Annotated in this window: 24 protein-coding genes; 9 read left to right on the top strand and 15 right to left on the bottom strand. The window is 69.1% G+C overall.

Annotation, left to right across the window (positions count from 1 at the left end):
* Window positions 1-96 precede the first annotated feature (96 nt).
* The 7 genes from F1599_RS12760 to cobA all read left to right on the top strand — a co-directional run bounded on the left by F1599_RS12760 (window position 97) and on the right by cobA (window position 7,279).
* Window positions 97-870, top strand: coding sequence for a sulfite exporter TauE/SafE family protein (locus F1599_RS12760; protein ID WP_150083332.1), 774 nt, complete (start codon window positions 97-99; stop codon window positions 868-870).
* Window positions 871-945: 75 nt separating this feature from the next.
* Entirely contained in the window at window positions 946-2,625 is a 1,680-nt protein-coding gene (locus F1599_RS12755; protein ID WP_149316765.1) for a nitrite/sulfite reductase, read from the top strand.
* A 41-nt stretch (window positions 2,626-2,666) separates the two neighbouring features.
* Window positions 2,667-3,245 carry a DUF934 domain-containing protein gene (locus F1599_RS12750; protein WP_149316766.1) on the top strand — a complete coding sequence of 193 codons (579 nt, stop codon included), beginning with the start codon at window positions 2,667-2,669 and terminating at the stop codon, window positions 3,243-3,245.
* The gene (locus F1599_RS12745; protein ID WP_150083331.1) at window positions 3,242-4,051 is read left to right on the top strand and encodes a phosphoadenylyl-sulfate reductase; all 810 of its coding nucleotides are present in this window, start codon (window positions 3,242-3,244) and stop codon (window positions 4,049-4,051) included. The genes F1599_RS12750 and F1599_RS12745 overlap by 4 nt, the downstream gene beginning before the upstream one ends.
* A gap of 8 nt (window positions 4,052-4,059) precedes the next feature.
* Window positions 4,060-5,046 carry a sulfate adenylyltransferase subunit CysD gene (cysD, locus tag F1599_RS12740; RefSeq protein WP_149316768.1) on the top strand — a complete coding sequence of 329 codons (987 nt, stop codon included), beginning with the start codon at window positions 4,060-4,062 and terminating at the stop codon, window positions 5,044-5,046.
* 106 nt (window positions 5,047-5,152) lie between these two features.
* Window positions 5,153-6,466 carry a sulfate adenylyltransferase subunit 1 gene (locus F1599_RS12735; RefSeq protein ID WP_150083330.1) on the top strand — a complete coding sequence of 438 codons (1,314 nt, stop codon included), beginning with the start codon at window positions 5,153-5,155 and terminating at the stop codon, window positions 6,464-6,466.
* Between the two features lie 48 nt (window positions 6,467-6,514).
* On the top strand, window positions 6,515-7,279 hold the full coding sequence (cobA, locus tag F1599_RS12730; protein ID WP_150083329.1) for a uroporphyrinogen-III C-methyltransferase: 765 nt from the start codon (window positions 6,515-6,517) through the stop codon (window positions 7,277-7,279).
* Between the two features lie 109 nt (window positions 7,280-7,388).
* Here the strand turns inward: cobA and F1599_RS12725 are convergent, their stop codons facing one another.
* The 5 genes from F1599_RS12725 to ruvC all read right to left on the bottom strand — a co-directional run bounded on the left by F1599_RS12725 (window position 7,389) and on the right by ruvC (window position 12,209).
* Window positions 7,389-8,018, bottom strand: a complete 630-nt coding sequence (locus tag F1599_RS12725; RefSeq protein WP_223819615.1) for a hypothetical protein — start codon at window positions 8,016-8,018, stop codon at window positions 7,389-7,391.
* 14 nt (window positions 8,019-8,032) lie between these two features.
* Complete coding sequence (ruvB, locus tag F1599_RS12720) at window positions 8,033-9,109, bottom strand: Holliday junction branch migration DNA helicase RuvB (RefSeq protein WP_149316772.1); 1,077 nt, start codon at window positions 9,107-9,109, stop codon at window positions 8,033-8,035.
* A gap of 308 nt (window positions 9,110-9,417) precedes the next feature.
* Window positions 9,418-9,999 carry a Holliday junction branch migration protein RuvA gene (ruvA, locus tag F1599_RS12715; RefSeq protein ID WP_149316773.1) on the bottom strand — a complete coding sequence of 194 codons (582 nt, stop codon included), beginning with the start codon at window positions 9,997-9,999 and terminating at the stop codon, window positions 9,418-9,420.
* Window positions 10,000-10,181: 182 nt separating this feature from the next.
* On the bottom strand, window positions 10,182-11,369 hold the full coding sequence (locus F1599_RS12710) for a glycerophosphodiester phosphodiesterase (protein WP_150083328.1): 1,188 nt from the start codon (window positions 11,367-11,369) through the stop codon (window positions 10,182-10,184).
* 294 nt (window positions 11,370-11,663) lie between these two features.
* A complete protein-coding gene (ruvC, locus tag F1599_RS12700) occupies window positions 11,664-12,209 on the bottom strand; it encodes a crossover junction endodeoxyribonuclease RuvC (RefSeq protein WP_150083327.1) in 546 nt (181 codons plus the stop codon).
* Window positions 12,210-12,349: 140 nt separating this feature from the next.
* On the opposite strand from ruvC, the gene F1599_RS12695 reads away from it, so the two are divergent.
* Window positions 12,350-12,640 carry a HigA family addiction module antitoxin gene (locus F1599_RS12695; RefSeq protein WP_150083326.1) on the top strand — a complete coding sequence of 97 codons (291 nt, stop codon included), beginning with the start codon at window positions 12,350-12,352 and terminating at the stop codon, window positions 12,638-12,640.
* A 148-nt stretch (window positions 12,641-12,788) separates the two neighbouring features.
* Here the strand turns inward: F1599_RS12695 and purH are convergent, their stop codons facing one another.
* From purH to F1599_RS12645, 10 genes are all read right to left on the bottom strand, one after another.
* On the bottom strand, window positions 12,789-14,363 hold the full coding sequence (purH, locus tag F1599_RS12690) for a bifunctional phosphoribosylaminoimidazolecarboxamide formyltransferase/IMP cyclohydrolase (RefSeq protein ID WP_150083325.1): 1,575 nt from the start codon (window positions 14,361-14,363) through the stop codon (window positions 12,789-12,791).
* 16 nt (window positions 14,364-14,379) lie between these two features.
* A complete protein-coding gene (locus F1599_RS12685) occupies window positions 14,380-14,613 on the bottom strand; it encodes a Fis family transcriptional regulator (RefSeq protein ID WP_006578759.1) in 234 nt (77 codons plus the stop codon).
* A complete protein-coding gene (gene dusB, locus F1599_RS12680) occupies window positions 14,610-15,668 on the bottom strand; it encodes a tRNA dihydrouridine synthase DusB (RefSeq protein WP_150083324.1) in 1,059 nt (352 codons plus the stop codon). Before dusB ends, F1599_RS12685 begins: the two co-directional genes overlap by 4 nt.
* Window positions 15,669-15,927: 259 nt before the next feature.
* Window positions 15,928-17,256 carry a UbiH/UbiF/VisC/COQ6 family ubiquinone biosynthesis hydroxylase gene (locus F1599_RS12675; RefSeq protein WP_150083323.1) on the bottom strand — a complete coding sequence of 443 codons (1,329 nt, stop codon included), beginning with the start codon at window positions 17,254-17,256 and terminating at the stop codon, window positions 15,928-15,930.
* The gene (locus F1599_RS12670; protein WP_150083322.1) at window positions 17,237-17,704 is read right to left on the bottom strand and encodes a hypothetical protein; all 468 of its coding nucleotides are present in this window, start codon (window positions 17,702-17,704) and stop codon (window positions 17,237-17,239) included. The genes F1599_RS12675 and F1599_RS12670 overlap by 20 nt, the downstream gene beginning before the upstream one ends.
* The gene (locus F1599_RS12665) at window positions 17,704-19,089 is read right to left on the bottom strand and encodes an aminopeptidase P N-terminal domain-containing protein (RefSeq protein WP_150083321.1); all 1,386 of its coding nucleotides are present in this window, start codon (window positions 19,087-19,089) and stop codon (window positions 17,704-17,706) included. Before F1599_RS12665 ends, F1599_RS12670 begins: the two co-directional genes overlap by 1 nt.
* A 221-nt stretch (window positions 19,090-19,310) precedes the next feature.
* Complete coding sequence (locus F1599_RS12660; protein ID WP_149316782.1) at window positions 19,311-20,087, bottom strand: nucleotidyltransferase family protein; 777 nt, start codon at window positions 20,085-20,087, stop codon at window positions 19,311-19,313.
* Window positions 20,084-20,407 carry an AzlD domain-containing protein gene (locus tag F1599_RS12655; protein ID WP_149316783.1) on the bottom strand — a complete coding sequence of 108 codons (324 nt, stop codon included), beginning with the start codon at window positions 20,405-20,407 and terminating at the stop codon, window positions 20,084-20,086. The genes F1599_RS12660 and F1599_RS12655 overlap by 4 nt, the downstream gene beginning before the upstream one ends.
* A complete protein-coding gene (locus tag F1599_RS12650) occupies window positions 20,404-21,135 on the bottom strand; it encodes an AzlC family ABC transporter permease (protein WP_150083320.1) in 732 nt (243 codons plus the stop codon). The genes F1599_RS12655 and F1599_RS12650 overlap by 4 nt, the downstream gene beginning before the upstream one ends.
* Window positions 21,135-22,178, bottom strand: a complete 1,044-nt coding sequence (locus F1599_RS12645) for an aminoglycoside phosphotransferase family protein (RefSeq protein WP_149316785.1) — start codon at window positions 22,176-22,178, stop codon at window positions 21,135-21,137. Before F1599_RS12645 ends, F1599_RS12650 begins: the two co-directional genes overlap by 1 nt.
* Window positions 22,179-22,335: 157 nt before the next feature.
* Here F1599_RS12645 and F1599_RS12640 point away from each other — a divergent pair, with 157 nt between their 5' ends.
* Window positions 22,336-24,759, top strand: coding sequence for an LPS-assembly protein LptD (locus tag F1599_RS12640; protein WP_149316786.1), 2,424 nt, complete (start codon window positions 22,336-22,338; stop codon window positions 24,757-24,759).
* Window positions 24,760-24,767: the final 8 nt, after the last annotated feature.

The following is a 24,767-nucleotide window of genomic DNA, read 5'->3' as shown; positions in this document are numbered from 1 at the left end:
ACGATTTGCGAACTTTGTTAATGAACGGCTAGTCCCCGTGCGCCCGGCGTTACATCGCCGGCGCGGCCCGGCGGGGACCCACTTCGGTGCGCCCCCATGTCCCTGGCCTTTACCGTTTCCGGTCTGTTGGTAGGCATCCTCGTCGGTCTGACCGGCGTGGGCGGGGGCTCGCTGATGACGCCGCTGCTGACGCTGCTGTTTGGCTTCTCGCCTGCCACCGCGGTCGGTACCGACCTGGCCTTCGCGGCGATCACCAAGGGCTTCGGCACGCTGGCGCACCGCGCCCACGGCCATATCCAGTGGCAGGTGGTCAGGCGCCTGTGCATCGGCAGCCTGCCGGCCGCGCTGGCCGCCATTCTCGTCCTCAAGAGCGCCGGCGAACTCGACGCCGGCTGGCTGCACGCGATCCGTCTGTCGATCGGCATCTCGGTGATCCTGACCGTGCTGTCGCTGCTGTTCCGCCGCCAGCTGCTCGAATGGCTGGCCCGCAATCCCCGTTTTCAGCTGGAAGGCCGCGCCCAGGCGGTGGCCACGGTGATCGTCGGCGTGGTGATCGGCGTGCTGGTCACGGTGTCGTCGATCGGCGCCGGCGCGGTCGGCGCGACGCTGATCCTGCTGCTGTATCCGCGCATGAAGCCGGCCGAGGTGGCCGGCACCGATATCGCCTACGCGGTGCCGTTGACCGCGCTGGCCGGGCTGGGCCACGTGTGGCTCGGCACCGTCGACTGGAACCTGCTGCTGGCGCTGCTGGTGGGCTCGATCCCCGGCATCTGGCTGGGCGCGCAACTGTCGCGCGCGCTGCCGGAGCGGCTGGTGCGCGGCGCGCTGGCCACCACGCTGACGCTGGTGGCGATCAAGCTGGTTTCCTAGCCGCGGTGCTGCTGTCCCGCGGCCCGTACGAACGAACACCCACGAACACGAACGCATACTGAACGGACCCACACCATGTATCAGTACGATGAATACGACCAGCGCATCGTTGCCGAGCGCGTCGCGCAGTTCCGTGACCAGGTGCGTCGCCGCCTGTCGGGCGAGCTGACCGAGGAAGAATTCCTGCCGCTGCGCCTGCAGAACGGCCTCTACATGCAGCGCCACGCCTACATGCTGCGCGTGGCGATTCCCTATGGCCTGCTGGCGTCGAAGCAGCTGCGCATGCTGGCGCATCTGGCGCGCCACTACGACCGCGGCTACGGCCACTTCTCGACGCGCCAGAACATCCAGTACAACTGGATGGAGCTCGAGCGCGTGCCCGATGCACTGGCCGACCTCGCCTCGGTCGAGATGCATGCGATCCAGACCTCGGGCAACTGCGTGCGCAACATCACCACCGACCACTTCGCCGGCGTCGCGCCGGACGAGGCGGTGGACCCGCGCCCGCTGGCCGAGCTGCTGCGCCAGTGGAGCACCTTCCAGCCCGAATTCGCCTTCCTGCCGCGCAAGTTCAAGATCGCGATCTCGGCCTCGAAGGACGACCGCGCCGTGGTGCAGATGCACGATATCGGTGTCTACGCCTACCGCAACGCGGCCGGCGAACTGCGCCTGAACATCCTGGCCGGCGGCGGCCTGGGCCGTACCCCGATCCTGGGCACGATCATCAAGCACGATCTGCCGTGGCAGCACATGCTGACCTATATCGAGTCGGCGATCCGCGTCTACAACCGCTATGGCCGCCGCGACAACAAGTACAAGGCCCGCATCAAGATCCTGGTCAAGTCGCTGGGCGCGGAGAAGTTCGCCGAGGAAGTCGAGGCCGAATGGCAGCACAGCAAGGATGGTCCCGGCACGCTGACGCAGGCCGAGTTCGACCGTGTCGCGCGGCATTTCGCGCCGCCGGCCTATGAAAAGCTGCCCGACACCGACACCAGCTTCGAGAAGCATCTGCTGGAAGACAAGGCCTTCGCCCGCTGGGTCCGCCGCAGCGTGCACGGCCACAAGGTGCCGGGCTATGCCGCGGTGACGCTGTCGACCAAGCCCGGCGTGGCCGCGCCTCCCGGCGACGTGACCGCCGAGCAGATGGAGCTGGTGGCCGACTGGGCCGACCGCTTCGGCTACGGCGAGCTGCGGGTCGCGCACGAGCAGAACCTGGTGCTGCCGGACGTGCGCAAGCGCGACCTGTACGACCTGTGGCAGCTGGCCAAGGCCAACGGCCTGGCCACGCCGAACATCGGCTTGCTGACCGACATCATCTCGTGCCCCGGCGGCGACTTCTGCTCGCTGGCCAATGCCAAGTCGATCCCGATCGCGCAGGCGATCCAGCAGCGCTTCGACGATCTGGACTTCGTGCACGACCTCGGCGAGGTCTCGCTGAACATCTCGGGCTGCATCAACGCCTGCGGCCATCACCACGTCGGCAACATCGGCGTGCTCGGCGTCGACAAGGACGGCGAGGAGTGGTACCAGGTCACGCTCGGCGGCGCGCAGGGCAACCAGACCGCGCTGGGCAAGGTGATCGGCCCCTCGTTCAAGGCCGAGGAAATGCCGGACGTGGTCAGCCGCATCATCGAGACCTTCGTCGCGCACCGCATCGAGGACGAACGCTTCATCGACACTTTCGCCCGCATCGGCGTCGCGCCCTTCAAGGAGCGCGTCTACGCGGACAAGCAGCGCGAACGCGCCGAAGCCTGAGATTGACGGCATCGACGACAGCAAACGCATCGAGAACGAATATGGCAAAGATCATCCAACTGCAACGCGCCGACGGCGGCCAGGCCGCCGTGCCGGCGATCGTCGACGACGCGTGGACCGTGCTGCGCGGCGCCGAGGGCCAGGCCCCGACCGACGAGCAGATCGCCGCGGCGGCATCGAGCCAGGACGCGGTGCTGTTCCCGCTGCCGGTCTGGCTGGCGCACAAGGACGGCCTGCTGGCCAGCCGCGACGCGGCCCGCACCGGCATCTGGCTGGCACCGGACGACGAGCCGGGCGACGTTGCCGGCGAGCTGGCGCGCGTGTCGCTGCTCGCGGTCGACTTCCCGGTGTTCCGCGATGGCCGCGGCTTTTCCACCGCCTATCTGCTGCGCACCCGCTATGGCTGGAAGGGCCAGCTGCGCGCGATCGGCGACGTGCTGCGCGACCAGTTGAACTTCATGAAGCGCTGCGGCTTCGACGCCTTTGCCGTGCGCGCCGACAAGAACATCGAGGACGCGCTCAAGGGCTTCAGCGAATTCACCGTGACCTACCAGGCCTCGGTGGACGAGCCGCTGCCACTGTTCCGCCGGGCGCGCGCCGAACAGCGGGAATCGGCATGAGCGTGATTCCGATCGTCGAACTGCCGGGGACCGCTTCGGAGATTCCGGCCGCCTCGCCGCTGCGCCCCGCGCTGTGGACGGCGCCGGAATACACCGGCAGCACCGCCGCGCTCGAGGCCAAGGAGGCCGCGCTGGCCGAGCGGCTCGAAGCGATCGCGAGCCGCTTCTACCGCGCGCGCTTTGCGTCGAGCCTGGCCGCCGAGGACATGGTGATCACCGACGCGATCCTGCGCGGCTCGGCCGCGCTGCGCGCCGGCATCCGCGTGTTCACGCTGGCGACCGGCCGCCTGCACGCCGAGACGCTGGCGATGCTCGACGAGGTCAAGGCGCACTACGGCTACGAGATCGAGCGCTTCACGCCCGATGCCGAAGCGGTCGAGAACTATGTGCGCAAGCACGGCCTGAACGCTTTCTACGACAGCGTCGAGCTGCGCAAGGAATGCTGCGGCATCCGCAAGGTCGAGCCGCTGAACCGCGCGCTGTCGCACGCCGATGCCTGGCTGACCGGCCAGCGCCGCGAGCAGGCGGTCACGCGTGCCGACCTGCCGTTCGAGGAAATCGACGAGGCGCGCGGCATTCCGAAGTTCAATCCGCTCGCGGACTGGACCGAGGCCGAAGTGTGGGCTTATCTGAAGCGCCATGCGGTGCCGATCAACGCGCTGCACGCCAAGGGATATCCCAGCATCGGCTGCGAACCGTGTACGCGCGCCGTGCGCGCCGGCGAGGATGTGCGCGCCGGCCGCTGGTGGTGGGAAAGCCGCGACTCGAAAGAGTGCGGCCTGCACGAACAGAACATCAAGCATTGAGGCCACAGATGGGCATCATGAACGAACTCCAGGCCGGCGCCGCGGCCACGCGCGACGGCAATCCCGACATCGCGCACCTGATCGAGGTGCAGAACGACCACCTGGACCGGCTCGAGGCCGAGTCGATCTACATCATCCGCGAGGTCGCCGCCGAGTGCCGCAACCCGGCGCTGCTGTTCTCCGGCGGCAAGGACTCGATCGTGATGCTGCATCTGGCGCTGAAGGCGTTCCGGCTCGGCAACCGCAAGATCGAGCTGCCGTTTCCGCTGGTACATATCGACACGGGCCACAACTATCCCGAGGTGATCGCCTTCCGCGACCAGCGCGTGGCCGAGATCGGCGCGCGGCTGGTGGTCGGCCATGTCGAGGATTCGATCAAGCGCGGCACCGTGCGGCTGCGCAAGGAAACCGATTCGCGCAACGCGGCCCAGGCCGTCACGCTGCTGGAGACGATCGAGCAGCACCAGTTCGACGCGCTGATGGGCGGTGCCCGCCGCGACGAGGAAAAGGCGCGCGCCAAGGAACGCATCTTCTCGTTCCGCGACGAGTTCGGCCAATGGGATCCGAAGGCGCAGCGGCCCGAGCTGTGGAGCCTGTACAACGCCCGCATGGCGCCGGGCGAGCAGATGCGCGTCTTCCCGATCTCGAACTGGACCGAGCTGGACGTGTGGCAGTACATCGCGCGCGAGAACCTGGCGCTGCCGCCGATCTACTACGCGCACCAGCGCGAGGTCGTCCGCCGCAACGGCCTGCTGGTGCCGGTGACGCCGCTGACGCCGAAGCAGGACGGCGATGTCAGCGAGGTGCTGTCGGTGCGCTTCCGCACGGTCGGCGACATCAGCTGCACCTGCCCGGTGGCCAGCACCGCGGCGACCCCGGTCGAGATCATCGCCGAGACCGCCGTCACCGAGATCACCGAGCGCGGCGCCACGCGCATGGACGACCAGACCAGCGAAGCGTCGATGGAACGCCGCAAGAAGGAAGGCTACTTCTGAGCCGGACCGATCCAGCGACATTGACGCACGCCGCGACGCAGCTAACGACGCAAGTAACGACGCAAGCAGCGACGCAAGCAGCGACGCCCAGAGACAGGATTGCATCATGACCACCCAAGCCGCCCACCAGGGCCTTCTGCGTTTCATCACCGCCGGTTCGGTCGACGACGGCAAGAGCACGCTGATCGGCCGCCTGCTGTATGACAGCAAGGCGGTGCTGTCGGACCAGCTGACCGCGCTGGCGAACGCCAAGAACAAGCGCACCGCCGGCGAGCAGATCGACTTCTCGCTGCTGACCGACGGCCTCGAGGCCGAGCGTGAGCAGGGCATCACGATCGACGTGGCCTACCGCTATTTCTCGACCGCGCGCCGCAAGTTCATCATCGCGGATACGCCGGGCCATGAGCAGTACACCCGCAACATGGTCACCGGCGCCTCGACCGCGCACGCCGCGATCGTGCTGATCGACGCCACTCGCGTGACCGTGGCCGACGGCCGCGCGCAGCTGCTGGCGCAGACCAAGCGCCATACCGCGATCGTCAAGCTGCTCGAGCTGCAGCACGTGATCGTCGCGGTCAACAAGATGGACCTTGTCGACTACAGCGAACAGCGCTTCAACGAGATCCGTGCCGCCTATGCGGAGCTGGCGAGCCAGCTGGGCCTGAAGGACGTGCGCTACGTGCCGGTGTCCGCGCTGCGCGGCGACAACATCGTGCATGCCAGCGAGGCGATGCCCTGGTATCAGGGCGAGCCGCTGCTGCCGCTGCTCGAGGCGCTGCCGGTCGAGGAAGTCGCGCCGCAGGGCGAGGCCGCGCTGCGCTTCCCGGTGCAGCTGGTGATCCGCCAGGACGGTGCGCAGTCCGACGATTTCCGCGGCTATGCCGGCCGCGTCGAGGCGGGCACGGTCCGCGTCGGCCAGGCCGTGCGCGTGTTGCCGGCCAACCGCGAGGCGGTGGTCGCCGAGGTGCTGACGCCGAACGGCGCGGCCGAGGAGGCGAGCGCCGGCGAAACCATCACCATTCGGCTGGCGGAAGACGTCGATGTATCGCGCGGTGACATGTTCGTGGCCGCCGCCGCGGAAACCGAGCAGGCGCTGCCGGCGAAGAAGCTGCAGGCCGACCTGTGCTGGTTCGACGATGCGGCGCTGAACACCGCGCGCAAATACGTGCTCAAGCACACCACCGCCAGCGTGTTCGCGCGCGTGTCGTCGGTGGACCGCGTGCTCGACGTGCATACGCTGTCGCACGAGACCGGCCGTCACGACATTCGCCTGAACGATATCGGCTCGGTGCAGATCACGCTGCAGAAGCCGGTGGTGTGCGACGTCTACAGCGACAACCCGGCCACCGGCGCGTTCGTGCTGATCGACGAGGCCACCAATCACACGGTCGCCGCGGGCATGATCCGTGCATATTCCTGACATCGAAGCGAGATCGAAGTCGATCCAGGAATCACGAGGAGCAGCAATATGGGCAAGGTCTACCTGATTGGCGCCGGTCCCGGCGCGGCGGACCTCATTACGGTGCGTGGTGCACGACTATTGGGCGAAGCCGAAGTGGTGCTGCACGATGCGCTGGTGTCGCCCGAGATGCTGGCCTGGTGTCCCCAGGCCCGGCTGGTCGAGGTCGGCAAGCGCTGCGGCAAGCGCTCGACCGCGCAGCTCTTCATCAACCGGCAGATCGTCGACCTGGCGCACAAGTACGAACGCGTGGTGCGCCTGAAGGGCGGCGATCCGATGCTGTTCGGCCGCGCCGACGAGGAATTGCAGGCGCTGGAAGAGGCGGGCATCGCCTACGAGATCGTGCCGGGCATCACGGCCGCGCTGGCCGCCGCCTCGGCGATCGCGCGTCCGCTGACCAAGCGCGGCGTGTCGCGCAGCGTGGCGTTTGCCACGCAGGCGAAGGCGCCCGACACCATCGACGTGGAGGCCGACGTCAAGGCCGATACGCTGGTGTACTACATGGGTCGCGACCAGGCGGCTTCGATCGCCGCGCAGCTGATCGCGCACGGCAAACCGGCATCGACGCCGGCCTGGGTGGTCGAGGCCGCCTCGACCCCGCATCAGCGCAGCCGACAGTTCACGCTGCGGCAGATGGCGGCGGGCGAAGCCGCGGCATGGATCGACCCGCAACATCCGAGCCTGCTGATGATCGGCGAGGCGCTGGGTGCGCGCGTCAGCGGTGCGGTCGACGATGAGCAGCGGGACCGCGAGCGCCAGCCGAAAGCGGCCTGACGCAAGGCTCGTCAGCCGGTAGCCGCCGCAATGGGTTTTCTTCCCTGTCCCGCTCGCGGGAGAGGGGAGCAAACCTTCCTGACTCCGATCACAGCGGACAGCGTCGGGACTACCGTCCCTCCCTCGTAATCTCCACCGTCTCTCGATACACGATCCGGGCCATCTGGCCCGGCCGCAGGCCGGCCACGTCGATCGAGATGTCGTCCGCCCGCGCGGCGTGCTCCGCGTTGCGCGGGCCGCGGAACGTCACCGTGCGTCCGATCGGATCGACCGCAACGATTTCGGCGGTGGCCGTGGTGGTGATCTCGCGCACCACGCCGGGCCGGCCGTCGTCGAGGCGGCGCGACAGCCGGTCCACCGATTCCGCGGTCGCGACATTGCGGCTCGCCAGCGGCTCCAGCTTCGTGATCCGTGCCGGGCCACGCGTCACCGTCAGGCGGTCGCCGGCGTTGACCGTACCGAAATGGCGAGCCTCGTCGCCGGTCATCAATTCGGTCAGCTGACCCTGCGGTCCGCGCACCAGTACCGCATTCGAGGCGTCGATGCGGACGACCTCTGCCGCGGTGGTGGCGGACGCGGTTTGTGCGCTCGCGCTGCCGATGGCGCCGGCCGCCAACACGCCCATCAACGCGCCCATCAACGCGCCCGTCAACGTGACCGTCTTCGTGCAGGCCAGCGCCAGCGCGCGCGCCCCGCGTCGTATCGTGCTGTCTCGATCGTTTCGCATCGGCGCCTCCACGGTGGTTTATCGGATCATGCCTCGTCCGGCAGGATGCTTCCCTGCGCGCCGCCCGGCGCCGCCAGCCCGAAGTGCCGGTAGGCCGCCGGCGTCGCCACGCGTCCGCGCGGCGTGCGTTGCAGATAGCCCTGCTGGATCAGATAGGGTTCGAGCACGTCCTCGATGGTGTCGCGCTCCTCGCCGATCGCCGCGGCCAGGTTGTCGACGCCGACCGGGCCGCCGCTGAACTTGTGCAGGATCGCCTCGAGCAGCTTGCGGTCCATCAGGTCGAAGCCGACGCGGTCCACGTCGAGCATCGCGAGCGCGGCATCGGCCATCTCCCGCGTAATGGTGCCGTCGCCCTTGACCTCGGCATAGTCGCGCACGCGCCGCAGCAGGCGGTTGGCGATACGCGGCGTGCCGCGCGAGCGGCGCGCGATCTCGAGCGCGCCCGTCGGATCGATGCGCGCGTGCAGCAGCTGCGCCGAACGCGTGACGATGCGGGCCAGCTCGTCGGCGGTATAGAACTCCAGGCGGGCGACGATGCCGAAGCGGTCGCGCAGCGGATTGGTCAGCATGCCGGCGCGCGTGGTGGCGCCGACCAGCGTGAACGGCTGCAGATCTAGCTTGACCGAGCGCGCGGCCGGGCCCTCGCCGATCATGATGTCGATCTGGTAGTCCTCGAGCGCGGGGTACAGGATTTCCTCGACGACCGGCGACAGCCGGTGGATCTCGTCGATGAACAGCACGTCGTTGGCTTCGAGGTTGGTCAGCAGCGCGGCAAGGTCGCCGGGCCGCTCGAGCACCGGCCCGGAAGTCTGGCGCAGGTTGACGCCCATCTCGCGCGCGATGATATGAGCCAGCGTGGTCTTGCCCAGGCCCGGCGGGCCGAACAGCAGCACGTGGTCGAGCGCCTCGCGGCGATTGCGCGCCGCGTGCATGAAGATGTCGAGCTGGTCGCGCACCTTCTGCTGGCCGACATAGTCGTCGAGCAGCTTGGGCCGCAGCGCGCGCTCGAAGGCCTCCTCGCTGCTGGAGGCGGGCGTGGCGGCGATCAGGCGGTCGCCGCTGTCGGCAGGGCGGCTCGGGGCGAACTTGTCGGTCTGGATCATGGCGCGGAGGCGGGAAAACTGGCTCGATTGTAGCCCACGGCATCATCGGCGCCGGCCGCCGTCTCAGCGGGCACAGGTCACGCGGGGGCTCGCGCGCCGGCCAGCATACCGGCCCGCACACCGGCCCGCACACCGGCTCGCGCACCGGCTCGCGCACCGGCTCGCGCACGGGCTCGCGCACCGGCTCGCGCACGGGCTCGCGCACGGGCTCGCACACCGGCTCGCACACGGGCTCGCACACCGCCTGCACACCGGCTCGCATGCCGGCTCGCCCACTGCTGCACACCGGCCCGCGCCGCCGCGCGGCCTCAGCCTTTCGACAGGGCCTTCAGCGCGAGCTTGATCCCTTCGGAGACGCCCGTGCCGGCAGGGACCTGCTTGGTCGCCGCGGCGGCCTCCTTGTCGGAATAGCCCAGCGCCAGCAGCGCGTTCAGGATATCGGCGGCGCTGTCGTGCGCGGCCGCCGCGCCGCCGACGTGGCCGAGCTCCGCGCCAAGCTTGCCCTTGAGCTCCAGCAGCAGCCGTTCGGCGGTCTTCTTGCCGATGCCGGGAATGCGCGTCAGCCGGCCGGCCTCCTGCAGCGTGATGGCCTGCGCCAGTTCGGCGACCGACATGCCCGACAGCACCGCCAGCGCCATGCGCGCGCCGATGCCGCTGATCTTGATCAGCTCGCGGAAGGTATTGCGTTCCTCGGCGCTGCCGAAGCCGTACAGCAGATGCGCATCCTCGCGGACGATCAGCTGCGTCAGCAGCGTGACGGGCTGGCCGACCGCGGGCAGGTTGTAGAAGGTGCTCATCGGCACGTCGACCTCATAGCCGACGCCGTGGCAGTCGACCAGCAGATGCGGGGGGTTCTTCTCGATGAGGGTGCCGGCGATGCGTCCGATCATGGTGGCTTGCGGGGGATGGGCTGCCGGCGCGTTGTTGCGCACGCCGGCATGGGTCGGTCTGAAAGGGCGCCAGTGTAGCGCAGCGAGGCAGACGGTCCGCCGCGCGACTACGGGGCTCCATGGCGGTCCATGGCGTGTCTGCGGCGGGTCTACTCCGCTTCTACGGCGCTTCTACGGCGGTTCTACGGCGCATCCACCGCGCGGCGGCCGAGCGCCGGATCGTCGGTGAAGAAGCCGTCCACACCGGCGTCGATCAGCGCCCGCGCCTCGCGGATCATGCCGGCCGGATGCCGCGCGGCGTCCCCGCCCGGGCCGCGCAGGCTCTTGGGCAGGAAGGCGTTCTCGGGACGCAGCGTGTAGGGATGCACGACCAGGCCCGCCGCATGCGCGTCGCGCACCAGCGCGGTCGGCGTGCCGAGCGCGCCGGCGCTGTCGCGCGGCACCACGTGCGTGCGCTCGGGGCCGATGCCGTCGGCATAGGTGGCCACCTCGCGCAGGCCGAGCGGCGTGATCATGTCCGCGTAGCGGCGCGTATCGCCGGCCAGGCGCCAGTCGGCCGGCGCCTTGGTGGCATTGCCGATCAGCTGCACCAGCTTGACGTTCGGCATCGACTTGCCGATGCGCTGCCGCAGCGCGCGCAGATTGGCGGTCTCGAACGATTGCAGATAGACCGGCGCGCGGCGCGTGTGGGCGTTGGCGCGCAGCGCCTCGACCAGCTTCTCTTCGATCGGCAGGCCGATGCCGCGGAAGTAGCTCGAATGCTTGGTCTCGATATAGAGGCCGATGGTCCTGCCGCTGCGGCGCGAGGCATTGGCGGCCAGTTCGATGATCTCGGCGAGCGTCGGGATCTCGAACTTGTCGTCGTATTGCGTATTGGCCGGGCGCAGCTTCGGAATGCGCTCGCGGGCCCGCAGCGTCTTCAGCTCTGCCAGCGTGAAGTCCTCGGTGAACCAGCCTTCCAGCCGCTCGCCGTCGATCACCTTGATGCGCTTGCGGTCGGCGAACTGCGGCAGCGTGGAGACGTTGGTGGTGCCCCCGATCTCGTTCTCGTGCCGGGCCACCAGCACGCCGTCGCGCGTGACAACCAGATCGGGTTCGATCAGGTCGGCGCCGTCCTCGATCGCCTTGCTGTACGCGGCCAGCGTATGTTCGGGCCGCAGTGCGCTGGCGCCGCGATGGCCGATCACCAGCGGCTTGGGCTTCGGCGGTGCCGGTTGGGCTTGCGGCGGTTCGGCGGCGGGCGCGGCGGGCGGCACGGGTTGGGTGACGCAGCCCGCGAGCAGGGCGGCCAGCATCGCGGCCGACATCGCGGCGTGGAGTCGCGCGGCGGGCTGCAAGGCAAAACGGGGGATCAAGCTGGGACGGGACATGCGGCCTCCTCGAGCGCGGGATGAGGCCGATTGTAAGTGAGGCGGGCGTCGCCTGGGACGCCGTCAGCGCCGCGGGGGCTGGAGAGCCGCGAGAGCCCGAGAGCCGGGGAGCTGGAGAGCTGGAGAGCCGGAGAGCTGGAGAGCTGGAGAGCCGGAGAGCCGGAGAGCCGGAGAGCCGGAGAGTCGGAGAGCCGGAGAGCCCGAGAGCCCGAGAGCCCGAGAGCCCGAGAGCCCGAGAGCCCGAGAGCCCGAGAGCCCGAGAGCCCGAGAACCCGAGAACCGAAAGAGCCGGCGCTAGCCGACCAGTCTGCCGCGCCGCACCCGCACGCCCTTGCGCGCGAGTTCGGGTGCCAGGCCGCTCAGCGTGGCAAGCGTATCGCCGCCATTGGCATGGCAGATCGCCACGCCGAGCGCGTCGGCCGCATCGGAGCTGGGATGGCCGGGCAGGGCCAGCAGCCGCGCCACCATCTCCTGCACCTGCGCCTTGTTGGCGCGGCCATAGCCGACCACGGCGACCTTCAACTGCAGCGCGGTGTATTCGAACACCGGCAGGCCATAGCCCACCAGCCCGCAGATCGCCGCGCCACGGGCTTGCCCGAGCAGCAGCGTCGATTGCGGATTGACGTTGACGAACACCTTCTCGATCGCCGCGCAATCGGGCGCATAGGTTCGCGTGACCTCGGCAATGCCGTCATACAGCGTCTTCAGACGCTCGGGCAGGCTGCCGTTGCCATCGCTCTTGATGGTGCCCGAGGCGATGTAGGCGAGCTTGTGGCCGTGCTTTTCGACCACGCCGAAGCCGGTGGTACGAAGGCCGGGGTCGATGCCGAGGATGCGCATTGGATCAATGAGTCTAGGTTGGCCGCTAGTGTAAGCGCGTTCGTTACGGTCGTCGAATCCCGCAAATCGCCGGGCGTAAAGCCAAAGCTCTCAGAGGGTGGATACCAGGACTATCACTAGGCTATCGAGGGGATCGAATCATGACGAGGATGCACAACCCACCGCATCCGGGTACGGTGCTCGCCGAATGGCTGCGCGACCTGGATGCCATGACGCTGACCGATTTCGCGCGACATATCGGCGTCACGCGGGCGACGCTATCGCGCATCGTCAACGGACACGCCGCGATCACGCTCGATATCGCCCTGCGGCTGGAAGACGCGCTGGGCACCAGCAGCGAGATGTGGATCGGTTTGCAGTCCGCCTATGATCTTTGGACTGCCTCACGAAAACCGCGCAAGCGCATTCAAAGGTTGGCGCGCGCGGCTTGAGGGTCGTCAAGGTTCCCTCTCCCGCTAGCGGGAGAGGGGCAGGGGAGAGGACAGCCGGTGCTCGTCGAACTGCGCGTTCGTACCGCTCATTCGATCTGCTCGCCCGGCTGCGAGCGGCGCGTTGCCGCTCGGTCCCCTTGGTCCGGACTCAATGCCGGAAATGCCGGGTGCCGGTCAGCACCATCGCGATATTGCGTTCGTCCGCGGCGGCGATCACTTCGTCGTCGCGCATCGAGCCGCCCGGCTGGATCACGCAGGTCGCGCCCGCGTCGACCACCACGTCCAGGCCGTCGCGGAACGGGAAGAACGCGTCGGAGGCCACCGCCGAGCCGGCCAGCGTCAGGCCGGCGTTCTGCGCCTTGATGCTGGCGATGCGGGCCGAGTCCACGCGGCTCATCTGGCCGGCGCCGACGCCGAGCGTCATGCCGCCGCCGCAGAACACGATGGCGTTGGACTTGACGAACTTGGCGACGCGCCACGCGAACAGCAGATCGCTCATTTCCTTCGGCGTCGGATGGCGCTTGGTGACGACGCGCAGCTCGGACGGCTGCACGTTCTTGGCGTCCGGGCTTTGCAGCAGCAGGCCGCCGCCGACGCGCTTCAGGTCATACTGGTTGACGCCCTTGCCGAGCGGAATTTCCAGCAGGCGCACGTTCTGCTTGGCGGCGAACACCTCGCGTGCTTGCGCGCTGAACGACGGCGCGATCAGCACCTCGACGAACTGCTTGGCGACCGCCTGCGCGGCCGCGCCGTCGAGCTCGACGTTGAAGGCGATGATGCCGCCGAAGGCCGAGGTCGAATCGGTCTTGAACGCCTTCTCGTAGGCCTCCAGCGCATTGGCGCCGATCGCCACGCCGCACGGGTTGGCGTGCTTGATGATGACGCAGGCCGCGCCATCGCCGGGCCCGAAGGACTTGACGCATTCCCACGCCGCATCGGCGTCGGCGATGTTGTTGTACGACAGCTCCTTGCCCTGCAGCTGCACGTAGTTGGCCAGCGCGCCGTCGACGGCCTTCAGGTCGCGGTAGAACGCCGCCGACTGGTGCGGGTTCTCGCCGTAGCGCATCTCCTGCACCTTCTCGAACGCCAGGTTCAGCGTCTGCGGATAGGCGCTGCGGGCCTGGTGCGACTTGTCCGGGCCGAGGCTGGTCAGGTAGTTGGTGATGGCGCCATCGTATTGCGCGGTATGCGCGAACACCTTGGTGGCCAGCCGGAAGTTGGTGTCGTAGCCGACCTGGTTGCCGTTGGCGCGCATTTCGTCGAGCACCGGCGCGTAGTCGGCCGGATCGACGATCACCGTCACGTCGCGATGGTTCTTCGCCGCCGAGCGCAGCATGGTCGGGCCGCCGATGTCGATGTTCTCGATCGCGTCGGGCAGCGTGCAGTCGTCCTTGGCGACGGTCTGCTGGAACGGGTACAGGTTGACCACCAGCAGGTCGATGGTCGGGATGTCGTGCTGGGCCAGCGCGGCCATGTGCTCCGGCAGGTCGCGGCGCGCCAGGATGCCGCCGTGGACCTTCGGGTGCAGCGTCTTGACGCGGCCGTCGAGCATCTCGGGGAAGCCGGTGTAGTCGGCCACCTCGGTGACCGGCAGGCCGGCGTCGGCGAGCAGTTTGGCGGTGCCGCCGGTGGACAGCAGCGTCACGCCGAGCGCATGCAGTTCGCGCGCGAAGTCGACGATGCCGGTCTTGTCGGAAACGGAGAGAAGGGCTTGCTTGATCATGGTGATGGAGGACGCTTCAAAGTAAACCGTGCTGCTGCAGCTTCTTGCGCAGCGTATTGCGATTGATGCCGAGATAGGCCGCGGCCAGCGACTGGTTGCGGTCGGCACGCGCCATCACCGTCTCCAGCAGCGGCCGTTCCACCGCCTCCAGCACCATGTTGTACATGTTCGACGGCTGCTCGCCGTCCAGATCGCGGAAATAGGCGCTCAGGCTGTCCCGGATGCATTGGTCGATAACATTGCGGCTCATGCGGCAAGCAACTCCCTGTTGTTGTTGTTCGATGCGCCGGTCTGTGCTTCGCCTTCGTCGACATACACCAGCCGGTCGGACAGCGCGGCCTGCTCGTCGAAGAAAGCGTTGACGGCGGCCAGCTGCGCCTCGGTGCTTTCCAGTGTGTTCATCCGGTGCCGGAACAGATTGGCACCCTTGAGTCCGCGCGTGTACCAGGCAATATGCTTGCGCGCGGTACGCACGCCGGTGAATTCGCCATAGAAGGCGTAGTGGTCCTGCAGATGCGCGTTCATGATGGCGCGGATCTCGGCCACTTCCGGCGCCGGCAGCAGCTCGCCGGTGGCCAGGAAATGCGCGATCTCGCGGAACAGCCACGGGCGTCCCTGCGCGGCGCGGCCGATCATGATCGCGTCGGCGCCGGTAACTGCCAGCACGTGGCGCGCCTTCTGCGGCGTGGTGATGTCGCCGTTGGCGACCACCGGGATGCGGATCGCATCCTTGACCGCGGCAATCGTCTCGTACTCAGCCTCGCCGTGGTACAGGTCCGCGCGGGTGCGGCCATGCACGGTCAGCATGCTGATGCCCGCCGCTTCCGCCATGCGCGCGACGCGCACCGCGTTGCGGTTCTGCCGGTCCCAGCCGGTGCGGATCTTCAGCGTGACGGGCACGCGGTCGCCCACCGCGCCGACCACCGCCTCGACGATGCGCACGACCAGCGGCTCGTTCTGCAGCAGCGCCGAGCCGGCCGCGACATTGCAGACCTTCTTGGCCGGGCAACCCATATTGATATCGATGATCTGCGCGCCGCGGTCGACGTTGTAGCGCGCCGCCTCCGCCATCATGCCGGGCTCGGCGCCGGCGATCTGCACCGCGATCGGCTCGACCTCGCCGTCGTGGTTGGCGCGGCGCATGGTCTTTTCGCTTTTCCACAGCTGCGCGTTCGACGCCACCATCTCCGAGACCGCATAGCCCGCGCCGAGCGTCTTGCACAGCTGGCGGAAGGGGCGGTCCGTGACGCCGGCCATCGGCGCGACGAACAGGTTGTTGCGAAGTTGGTGAGGTCCGATTTGCACGGCTAGGGTCCGGCGACGTCCAGAAAGGCTGGCCGTGACCGGGCGCCACTGGGCGGTGTCACGGATCGAATGGCGAAAGGCATGCCCGGCCGAAGCAGCGTCGGCGGTGAAGCGGGGGGCATGTGCGAGGGCGGGATTTTACCGCTAAACCGGCCGGCTGCCCAATAAATAAGCAGGGCCGATGTGCTGCGGCGCGACATGGGACCGGAGCGGCCGGGAGCCGGCTCCGAACTCCCGACGACTCGTTGCGCCAGCGGGATCAGCGGCGCATGCCGTAGATCATCTGATGCGCCAGCGCGTGCTTCAGCGGCGACAGGCAGGCCAGCGCTGCCAGCGAGGCGCCGCGCGCGTGCGCGGCCAGCGGATAGGGAATGCCGAACACGCGCGGCAGAAGGTCGGTGACGCCGATGGTCACCGCGCGATCGAGCCGGTGGCGTGCGCCGAATGCGGCCAGCGCCTGCGGCGTGCAGGCGGTGCGCAGCTCGTCGGCCAGCGCGAAGGCATCGCGCAGCCCCAGGTTCAGCCCCTGGCCGGCGACCGGATGCAGGGTCTGCGCGGCGTTGCCGATCGCCACCAGCCGGCCCTTGACGGTCAGCTCCGCGGCATTGAGGCCCAGTGGGAAGGCGTGACGCTTGCCGACCCGCGTGAAGCGTCCCATGCGCGGACCGAAGACCTCGCCGAGCTCGGCCAGGAAGCGGGCGTCGTCCAGCGCCAGGCGCCGCGCGGCCTCCTCGGGCGAGCAGCACCAGACCAGCGCGTAGCCCGAGCCGCCGTCGCCATGCGGGTCGTCGTCCAGATCGTGCGGCAGCAGCGCCAGCGGCCCCTGCTCGGTGAAGCGTTCCCAGGCCCAGCCGGGCAGCGGATGGCTGCAGGCGACATGCGAAACGATCGCGGTCTGCCCATAGTCGCGGCGGCGCGTTCCCGTGGCGCCGGCCGCGGCCGTGCGCGCGACCTGCTGATGGAACAGGCCGCCCTCGGCCTGCACCGCCAGGCTCGCGCCCAGGCGCACCGGCTGGCCGTCGGGACCGGCGCCGCGCAACTGCACCGGCGCGGTGTCCGGCGAACCCGCGGCGACGGCCTCGGCCGCGGCGCCCGCGGGGCCGTGCCTGGCTTCGGGCGGAAAGCCTCCGTCCATCCGGTCGGTCCGGTCGATCTGGTCGATGGCATCGATGCGCGTGTCGAACGCGCGCACCAGCCGCTGCTGGCCGCCGGCACGTCCAAGTGCGTGCTCGAGCGCCGCGCACAGGTCGCCGTAGCGGACCACATAGCCGAGCGCCGGAATGCCGTAGTCGTCGTGATGCAGCTTGACGTGGCCGAAGCGGCCGCGCTGCGACACATGGATGTGCTCGATCGGCGTGGCCGCCACGGGCCACGCATCGAGCTGCGCCAGCAGATCGCGGCTGCCGTGCGACAGCGCGATCGCGCGCGGATCGCGGGCGGCGCGCGCCGGCGTGGCGGCGTCGATCAGCGCGATACGCCAGGGGCTGGTCTGCAGCAGCCGGCAGGCCAGCGCGAGGCCCACCGGGCCACCGCCGACGATGGCGATGTCGCAGGCGTCGCCGTGCAGTTCAGGGCTGGGCTGGTTCATCGTTGGCACCTCCGGCAGCGGCGCTTTCCGGCCCGCCGCGCTGCCAGCACACCACGTCCTCGCGCGTCCTGCCGTTGCGCGCATCGCGCAGGGCGTTGTCGAGCAGGGTCTGATCGAAGCCCGGCATTGCGCGCAGCCGTGCCAGCAGCGCCTCGTGGTTGACGGCGTCGAGCGGCGTCACGCAGCCTTGCTGGCGGCCGTCGGGGCGTTCCTCGCCGATCAGGATCAGCCAGGCCTTGCCGGTCCACGGCGCGCGCCGCGAGACCCGCGCGACCACGCGCTCCAGCGCCTGCCATTCGACCTCTTCGCGCTGGCCGTCGGGACGATGGACCACCAGGCGGTCGTCGAACAGATTGACGATGAACGGCTGTTCCGGCTCCGCCTGCGTTCGCGACGCCGTCGCGTTGTCATCGGCGCCGCCGAACAGTTTTCTCAACCAGCTGACCATTACAACTCACTCCGTTCGCGCATCAGCGCCTCTATCTCGTCGGCGTCGACCGGGACGCCGCGGGTCATCAATTCACAGGGACCGTCGGCCGTGACCACCGCGTCGTCCTCGATGCGGATGCCGATATGCCAGTAGCGCTCCGGTACGTCCTCGGCCGGGCGGACGTAGATGCCGGGCTCGATCGTCAGCACCATGCCGGCCTCGAGCGGGCGCCACGGGCGTTCGCCTTCGGTGGGGGCCGGGCCGGGCACGCGGTACTCGCCGACGTCGTGCACGTCCATGCCGAGCCAGTGCCCGGTGCGGTGCATATAGAAACGCCGATAGCTGCCGCTGGCGATCACGTCGTCGACGCCGCCTTCCTTGTTCCGGTCCAGCAGGCCGGTGTCGAGCATGCCCTGCGCCAGCACGCGCACCGCCGCGTCATGCGGCACGTTGTACGGCACGCCGACGCGCGTCTGGTCGATGGCAGCCTGCTGCGCGGCCAGCACCAGATCGTAGAGCTCGCGCTGCGCCGGCGAGAAGCGGCCCGACACGGGGAAGGTCCGCGTGATATCGGACGCGTAGCCGTCCAGTTCGCAGCCGGCGTCGATCAGGCACAGGTCGCCGTCGCGCAGTTCGGCCGGGCCGGCGCGATAGTGCAGCACGCAGGCATTGGGGCCGGCGGCGACGATCGAGTTGTAGGCCACGCTCTGCGCGCCGTTGCGGCGGAACTCGTACAGCAGCTCGGCTTCCAGATGGTATTCGCGCAGGCCGGCGCGGCTGGCCTGCATCGCGCGCACATGGGCCTGGGCCGAAATCTGCGCGGCGCGGCGCATGATGTCGAGCTCGCCGGCGTCCTTGAACAGCCGCATCTCGTCGAGCAGCGTGCGGATGTCGAGCGCGCTCGACGGCGCCACCACGCCGGCGCGGCCCTGCGTGCGCACCGCGTCGAGCCAGCGGCGCACCTGCATGTCGATGCGGGTCGAAGCGGCCAGCGGATACGCGATCAGATTCTGGTTGGCGAGCAGCTGCGGCAGCTGGGCGTCGATCTCCTCGATCGAGTGGGCCTCGTCGAAGCCGAACACCTCGCGTGCCGCTTCGGGGCCGTAGCGGAAGCCGTCCCAGATCTCGCGCTCTTCGTGCTTGGGGCGGCAGAACAGGATGCTGCGGTCGCTGCCGCCGGCCGGCACGGCGATCAGCACCAGCACCGACTCGGGCTCGGTGAAGCCGCTCAGATAGTAGAAGTAGCTGTCGTGCCGGTACGGGAAGTCGCTGTCGCGGTTGCGCATCGCTTCCGGGGCCGTGGGCAGGATCGCCACGCCGCCGCCGGCGGCGCGCAGGTGGTCGAGCACGCGGGCGCGGCGCGCGCGACAGGCCTGGAGAAGGGCGGAATCTGGTGCGGACATGAGGGGACCGACTCGCATCGGGCAGGCAGTGGGCAATGGCCCGATTCTAACGCCGCTCGTTGCCGAGGTTGACGTGCGCGGCGAGGAGGTCTCGCCGATGCCTCCACGTCGTTCCTGCGCAGGCGGGGGCCTCAGGGACGTCGAGGGCCGCGCGCCAGGCCGCCGAGCCGCGCCTGCGCGGCAACGACAGGCGATGACAGCCGTTGAGAGCGCGGCGCGTCCTAGCGCGACAGCGCGGCGTCCAGCGCGGCCAGCTGCGCGGGCGTGCCGACGTTCTCCCAGCGGCCCGCGAAGCGCTCGCCGGTGGCCAGGCCCGCCGCAATGGCCGCGCGGTAGAACGGCGTCATCGGCACCTTCTGCCCGGGCGCGATGCCGGCGAAGGTGCGCGTGTCGTACAGGCCGATATTGCCGAAGGTCAGGCGCGCAGCGCCCTCGGCCAGCGGCGCCTCGCCCGGCAGCGACAGCTTGCCATCGGCGCCGAGCGCGAAATCGCCCTCGGGGTGGAACGGCGGATTGGGCACCATCACCAGATGCATGCGCGGTTCGGGCGAGGCCGCCATCGCCGCGGCGCGCGGCAGCAGCGCGCGGAAGTCGTAGTCGCAATAGATGTCGCCCGATACCGCGACGAAGATCTCGCCCCTGCCATCGCGGCCGGTGCCGTCGTCCGCACCGCCATCGCCGATCTCGCCATCGCCACCGGTGCCTTCCCGCAGCAGCGGCAGCGCCTGCGCGATGCCGCCCGCGGTTTCCAGCGCCTCGCCCTCCGCCGAATAGGCCAGCCGCACGCCGAAGCGGCTGCCGTCGCCGAGCGCCGCCTCGATCTGCTCGCCAAGCCAGGCGTGGTTGATGACGATCTCGGTCAGGCCGGCGCGGGCCAGCGCCTCGATGGTCCAGACGATCAGCGGCTTGCCCCCGACCTGCAGCAGCGGCTTCGGGCAGCCATCGGTCAGCGGGCGCATGCGCTCGCCGCGTCCGGCGGCGAAGATCATCGCTTTCAAATCAGGGTCTCCAGGACGAGCAGGGTGGCCATGCCGCCGGCGATGGTCCAGCCGATGCTGCGCGTGCGCGCGGCGATCACGATGGCCACCACGCCGGCGATCAGGCGGGCATTGTCGAGGCCGATGGCCAGCTGGCCATCGCGCATCAGCAGGTCGGGCGCGATCAGCGCCGACAGCATCGCCGCCGGCACGAACTGCAGCGCGGTGCGGAACCACGCCGGCAGACGCACCTTGCCTTCGACGGCGATAAAGGACAGGCGGATCAGATAGGTGGCCAGGCCCGCGGCCGCCATCACGCCGAGCAGCATCCACGGGCTCATGCGGTGCGCTCCTTGCCGGCGGGGCCGCTCTGGCGCGGCAGCAGCAGCATGCCGACCGCGATGCCGCCCAGCGCCGCCGCCATCAGCCCGAGCTTGTGCGGCACGTTGAAGCACAGCACCGCCAGCACGCTGGCGGTTACCGCCGCGGCGATGTGCGAGCGGTGCTTCAGGCCGGGCACGATGATCGCGATGAAGGTCAGCGGCAGGAAGAAGTCCAGCGGCCAGTGGCGCGGCACCTGGGCGCCGACCAGCACGCCGGCCAGCGTCGACAGTTGCCAGCTGCTCCACAGCGCGAAGCCCGCGCCGAAGAAGTACCAGTGCCGGTAGCGCCGTTGCACCGGGTCGTCGCCGAGCCGCCGGGTCATCGCGGCAAAGGCCTCGTCGGTCAGCAGATAGGCGATCAGCGCCTTCCAGCGGCGCGGCAGATGCGCCAGCGCGGGAGCGATGGTGGCCGAGTAGAGCGCGTGGCGCAGATTGACCATCGCGACCGTGGTGGCGACGATCGCCGCCGGCGTGCCCGCCGCCCACAGCTGCGTCAGGATCATCTGCGAGGCGCCGCCGAAGACGATCGCGCTCATCGCGCAGGCCAGCCACGCGGGCATGCCGGCGCCGACCGCCAGCACGCCGTAGATCAGGCCGAACGGCACCACGCCCAGCAGCATCGGCGCCAGCGCGCGCACGCCGGCCCACCATTCACCGCGCCGGGTCGGGCCGCTTTCCGCGTCCATCAGAAGGTATAGCCCGCCGGGCGCTCGACGCCTTCGAGCGTATCGAACAGCCGCACCAGCTTGCGCAGCTCGCCGTAGCGGCCGGCCACCGCGCGAGCGTACTTCAGCACCAGCGGCATGTTGGCCAGGTAGCCGTCCTTGCCGTCGCGATGGTAGAGGCGCGCGAAGATGCCGAGCACCTTCAGATGGCGCTGCAGACCCATCCATTCGAAGTCGCGATAGAACTCGCCGAAGTCGCCGGCCACCGGCAGGCCCGCCTTGCGGGCGCGCTCCCAGTAGCGGATCAGCCAGTCCAGCTGCAGCTCCTCGTCCCATTCGATATAGGCGTCGCGCCACAGCGAGACCGCATCGTAGGTGATCGGGCCGATCACCGCGTCCTGGAAGTCGAGGATGCCGGGGTTGCCGCCCTTGTCGTCCCCGTCGAGCACCATCAGGTTGCGCGAATGGTAGTCGCGGTGCACGTAGACCTGCGGCTGGGCCAGGTTGTTGGCGAGCAGGGTTTGCATGACCTCGCTCAGGTCCGCCTGCTGGCCGGCATCGAGTTCCACGCCCAGATGGCGCGCCACGTACCACTGCGGGAACAGGTCCAGCTCGCGCTGCAGCAGTTCGCGGTCGTAGGCGGGCAGCGCGCCCGGCCGGGTCGCGGCCTGGATCCTGACCAGCGCCGCGGCGGCGTCGCCGTACAGCGTGCGCGCGGTGGTGATGTCCAGCTTCGACAGATAGGTGGTGTTGCCAAGGTCCGCCAGCAGCAGGAAGCCCTGCGACAGGTCCTGCGCCAGCACGGTCGGCACCGTGACGCCGGCCTCGCCGAACAGCGCGGCGACATGGATGAAGGGGCGGCAGTCCTCGCGGGCGGGCGGGGCGTCCATCGCGATCACGGTCGGATGCGCGGGATTGTCGGTGCGCAGCCGGAAGTAGCGGCGGAAGCTGGCGTCGGCCGAAGCCGGTACGCACGATTCGGGATCGATGGACCAATCCGGAGCGAGTCCGGACACCCACGCTTTGAGCTGGTCCTGGCGCGGGTCGAGGGGAAGTGCTGCCATGCCGGAAAGGGTCGATAAGTTGCCCCGTATAATACCCGACCAGACCCGGGCGCCGGGCGGCTCCCAGGTGGGCCGTCCTGTGCCTGGCAGCCTGTTTGGACGGTGGCTGCGGCGGTTCTGCGCAACCGTCCCGCCGTCCGACCGACGACCCGCTCGCATGACCGAACAACAACGATCACCGAATCACACCGCAATCCAGGCGCCGGGCCGCCAGCCCGGGCGCCGGCCAGTCCGGGCCCTGCGTCCGCTGGTGCTGGCCATGGCCGGCTGGTCGCTGGGCGCGCAGGCGCAAGGCCAGGCGGTCGGCTCGGCGATTCCCGCGCTGCCGGCGGCGGAGCCGACGGCCGAGGCAGCGGACCCGCGCCAGCCCCCGCGCCCCGGCGAACTGATCCCCTACCTGTCGGAGCCGGCCACCTGGCGCAGCGCCGAGGGCGATCCCAGCGCGCCGACCTATGTCTCCGGCGACAGCATGACCGGATACAACGAGCGCGGCCTGGAACTGCAGGGCAATGCCGAGCTGCGCAGCGACGGCGCCGTGATCAAGGCGGACAAGCTGACCTACGACCAGGACAGCGACGAGGCGCTGGCGACCGGCAACGTCCGGCTCTCGCGCGAAGGCACGCTGGCGGTCGGCCCCGAGGCCAGGCTGCGCGTCGAGGCCAACGAAGGCTACATGCTGTCGCCGGACTACTACTTCCAGCAGACCGGCGGCTCGGGCACGGCCGAGCGCATCGACTTCCTGACCAAGGACCAGAGCACCATCCAGCGCGCCACCTACACCACCTGTTCGCCCGACAACGCGGACTGGTACTTCAGCGCGCGCCAGCTCGACCTGGACAGCGACCGCCAGGTCGGCACCGCGCACGGCGCCGTGCTGCGCTTCTTCGATGTGCCGATCCTGGCCGCGCCGGCGGTGACCTTCCCGCTGACCGACGAGCGCCGCAGCGGCTTCCTCGCACCGCTGATGGCCTACAGCTCCCGTTCGGGCTTCGACCTGACGGTGCCGTACTACTTCAATATCGCGCCGAACCGCGACCTGACGCTGTATCCGCGCGTGATGAGCGAACGCGGCGTGCAGCTCGGCGGCGACTTCCGCTATATCGGCAACGGCTATGCGGGGCGCATCCGCGGCGAGTTCCTGCCCAACGACCAGAAGACCAACTCGGACCGCTGGCTGTACTCGATCCAGCATAGCCAGAACCTTGCCAAGGGCCTGAACGCCTATGTGAACCTGAACCGGGTATCGGACGACCGCTATCCGGACGACCTGACGCGTACGGTCGCGCAGTCGACGCTGCGGCAGTACACGCAGGAGGGCGGGGTCACCTACAACTGGCAGGACTTCTCGTTGCTGGCGCGGGTGCAGACCTTCCAGACGCTGGCGCCGAGCCAGCCGACCTACGAGCGCGTGCCGCAGTTGAACGGCAAGTTCACGCGCTACAACTGGGGCGGCTTCGACGTGCAGGTCGAGGCCGACTACACGCGCTTCCGCATCCCGCTGACGAGCACCGGCTTCCAGCAGCCGCAGGGCGAGCGCGTCTTCATCCAGCCGTCGATCAGCTATCCGATCGTGCGCCCGGGCTGGTTCGTGACGCCCAAGGTCATGTTCAACGCGGCCCAGTACCAGATGGAGCCGTCGACCAACACGCCGGGCGCCAACAACACGCTGACGCGCTCGGTGCCGACCTTCAGCCTCGACGGCGGCATGACGTTCGAGCGCGACGCGCCGACCATCAGCCGGCTGTTCGGCACCAAGTACCTGCAGACGCTCGAACCGCGCCTGTTCTACGTCTACACGCCGTTCCGCGACCAGAGCGCGTTCCCGCTGTTCGATACGGTGCAGTCGGACTTCGGCTACGGGCAGATCTTCAGCGAGAACCCGTTCACCGGCTACGACCGCATCGCCGACAACAACAAGCTGACCGCGGGCGTGACCACCCGCCTGATCGAGTCCGAGACGGGTATCGAACGCTTCCGTGGTACGCTGGCGCAGCGCTTCGACTTCAGCGGCCAGCGCGTGCAGCTGACCGGCACGTTGGACGACGCCGAGAGGGGCTATTCCGACCTGCTGGCGGCCACCACGATCCAGCTGTTCCGCGGCTACTACATCAATGCCGGGATGCAGTACAACCCGGAAAACGACCGGGTGATCCAGTCGAACATCGCGTTCGCCTGGCGGCCCGAGGCGCGCAAGCTGCTGAACATCGGCTATCGCTACCGGCGCCCGACCGCGGTCACCGACAATACCGCGATCGACCAGTTCGAGATCTCGAGCCAGTGGCCGATCACGCGGCGGACCTACGGCATCGGGCGTGTCGCCTACGACATGAGCGCCAACCAGCTGGTCGATACGCTGCTGGGGCTCGAATATGCCGCCGACTGCTGGGTCGGCCGGATCGCCTACCAGCGTTTTCGCAATACCACGCAGGGCTACACCGGCCGGGTGTTTCTGCAGGTGGAGTTCCGCGGCCTGTCGAAGATCGGCTCCAATCCGCTGGATATCATGAGGTTGAACGTGCCGGGCTACGAGCCTGTCTCGGCCGCGCCGATCCCTCAGACCCAGTTCGACCATTACGAATGACGGACCAT

Origin of the sequence: Cupriavidus cauae (assembly GCF_008632125.1) — a bacterium.
GTDB classification, from domain to species: Bacteria; Pseudomonadota; Gammaproteobacteria; order Burkholderiales; family Burkholderiaceae; genus Cupriavidus; species Cupriavidus cauae.
Note: the sequence above shows the minus strand (reverse complement) of the source record. Positions and strands in the feature narration are given on the sequence as shown.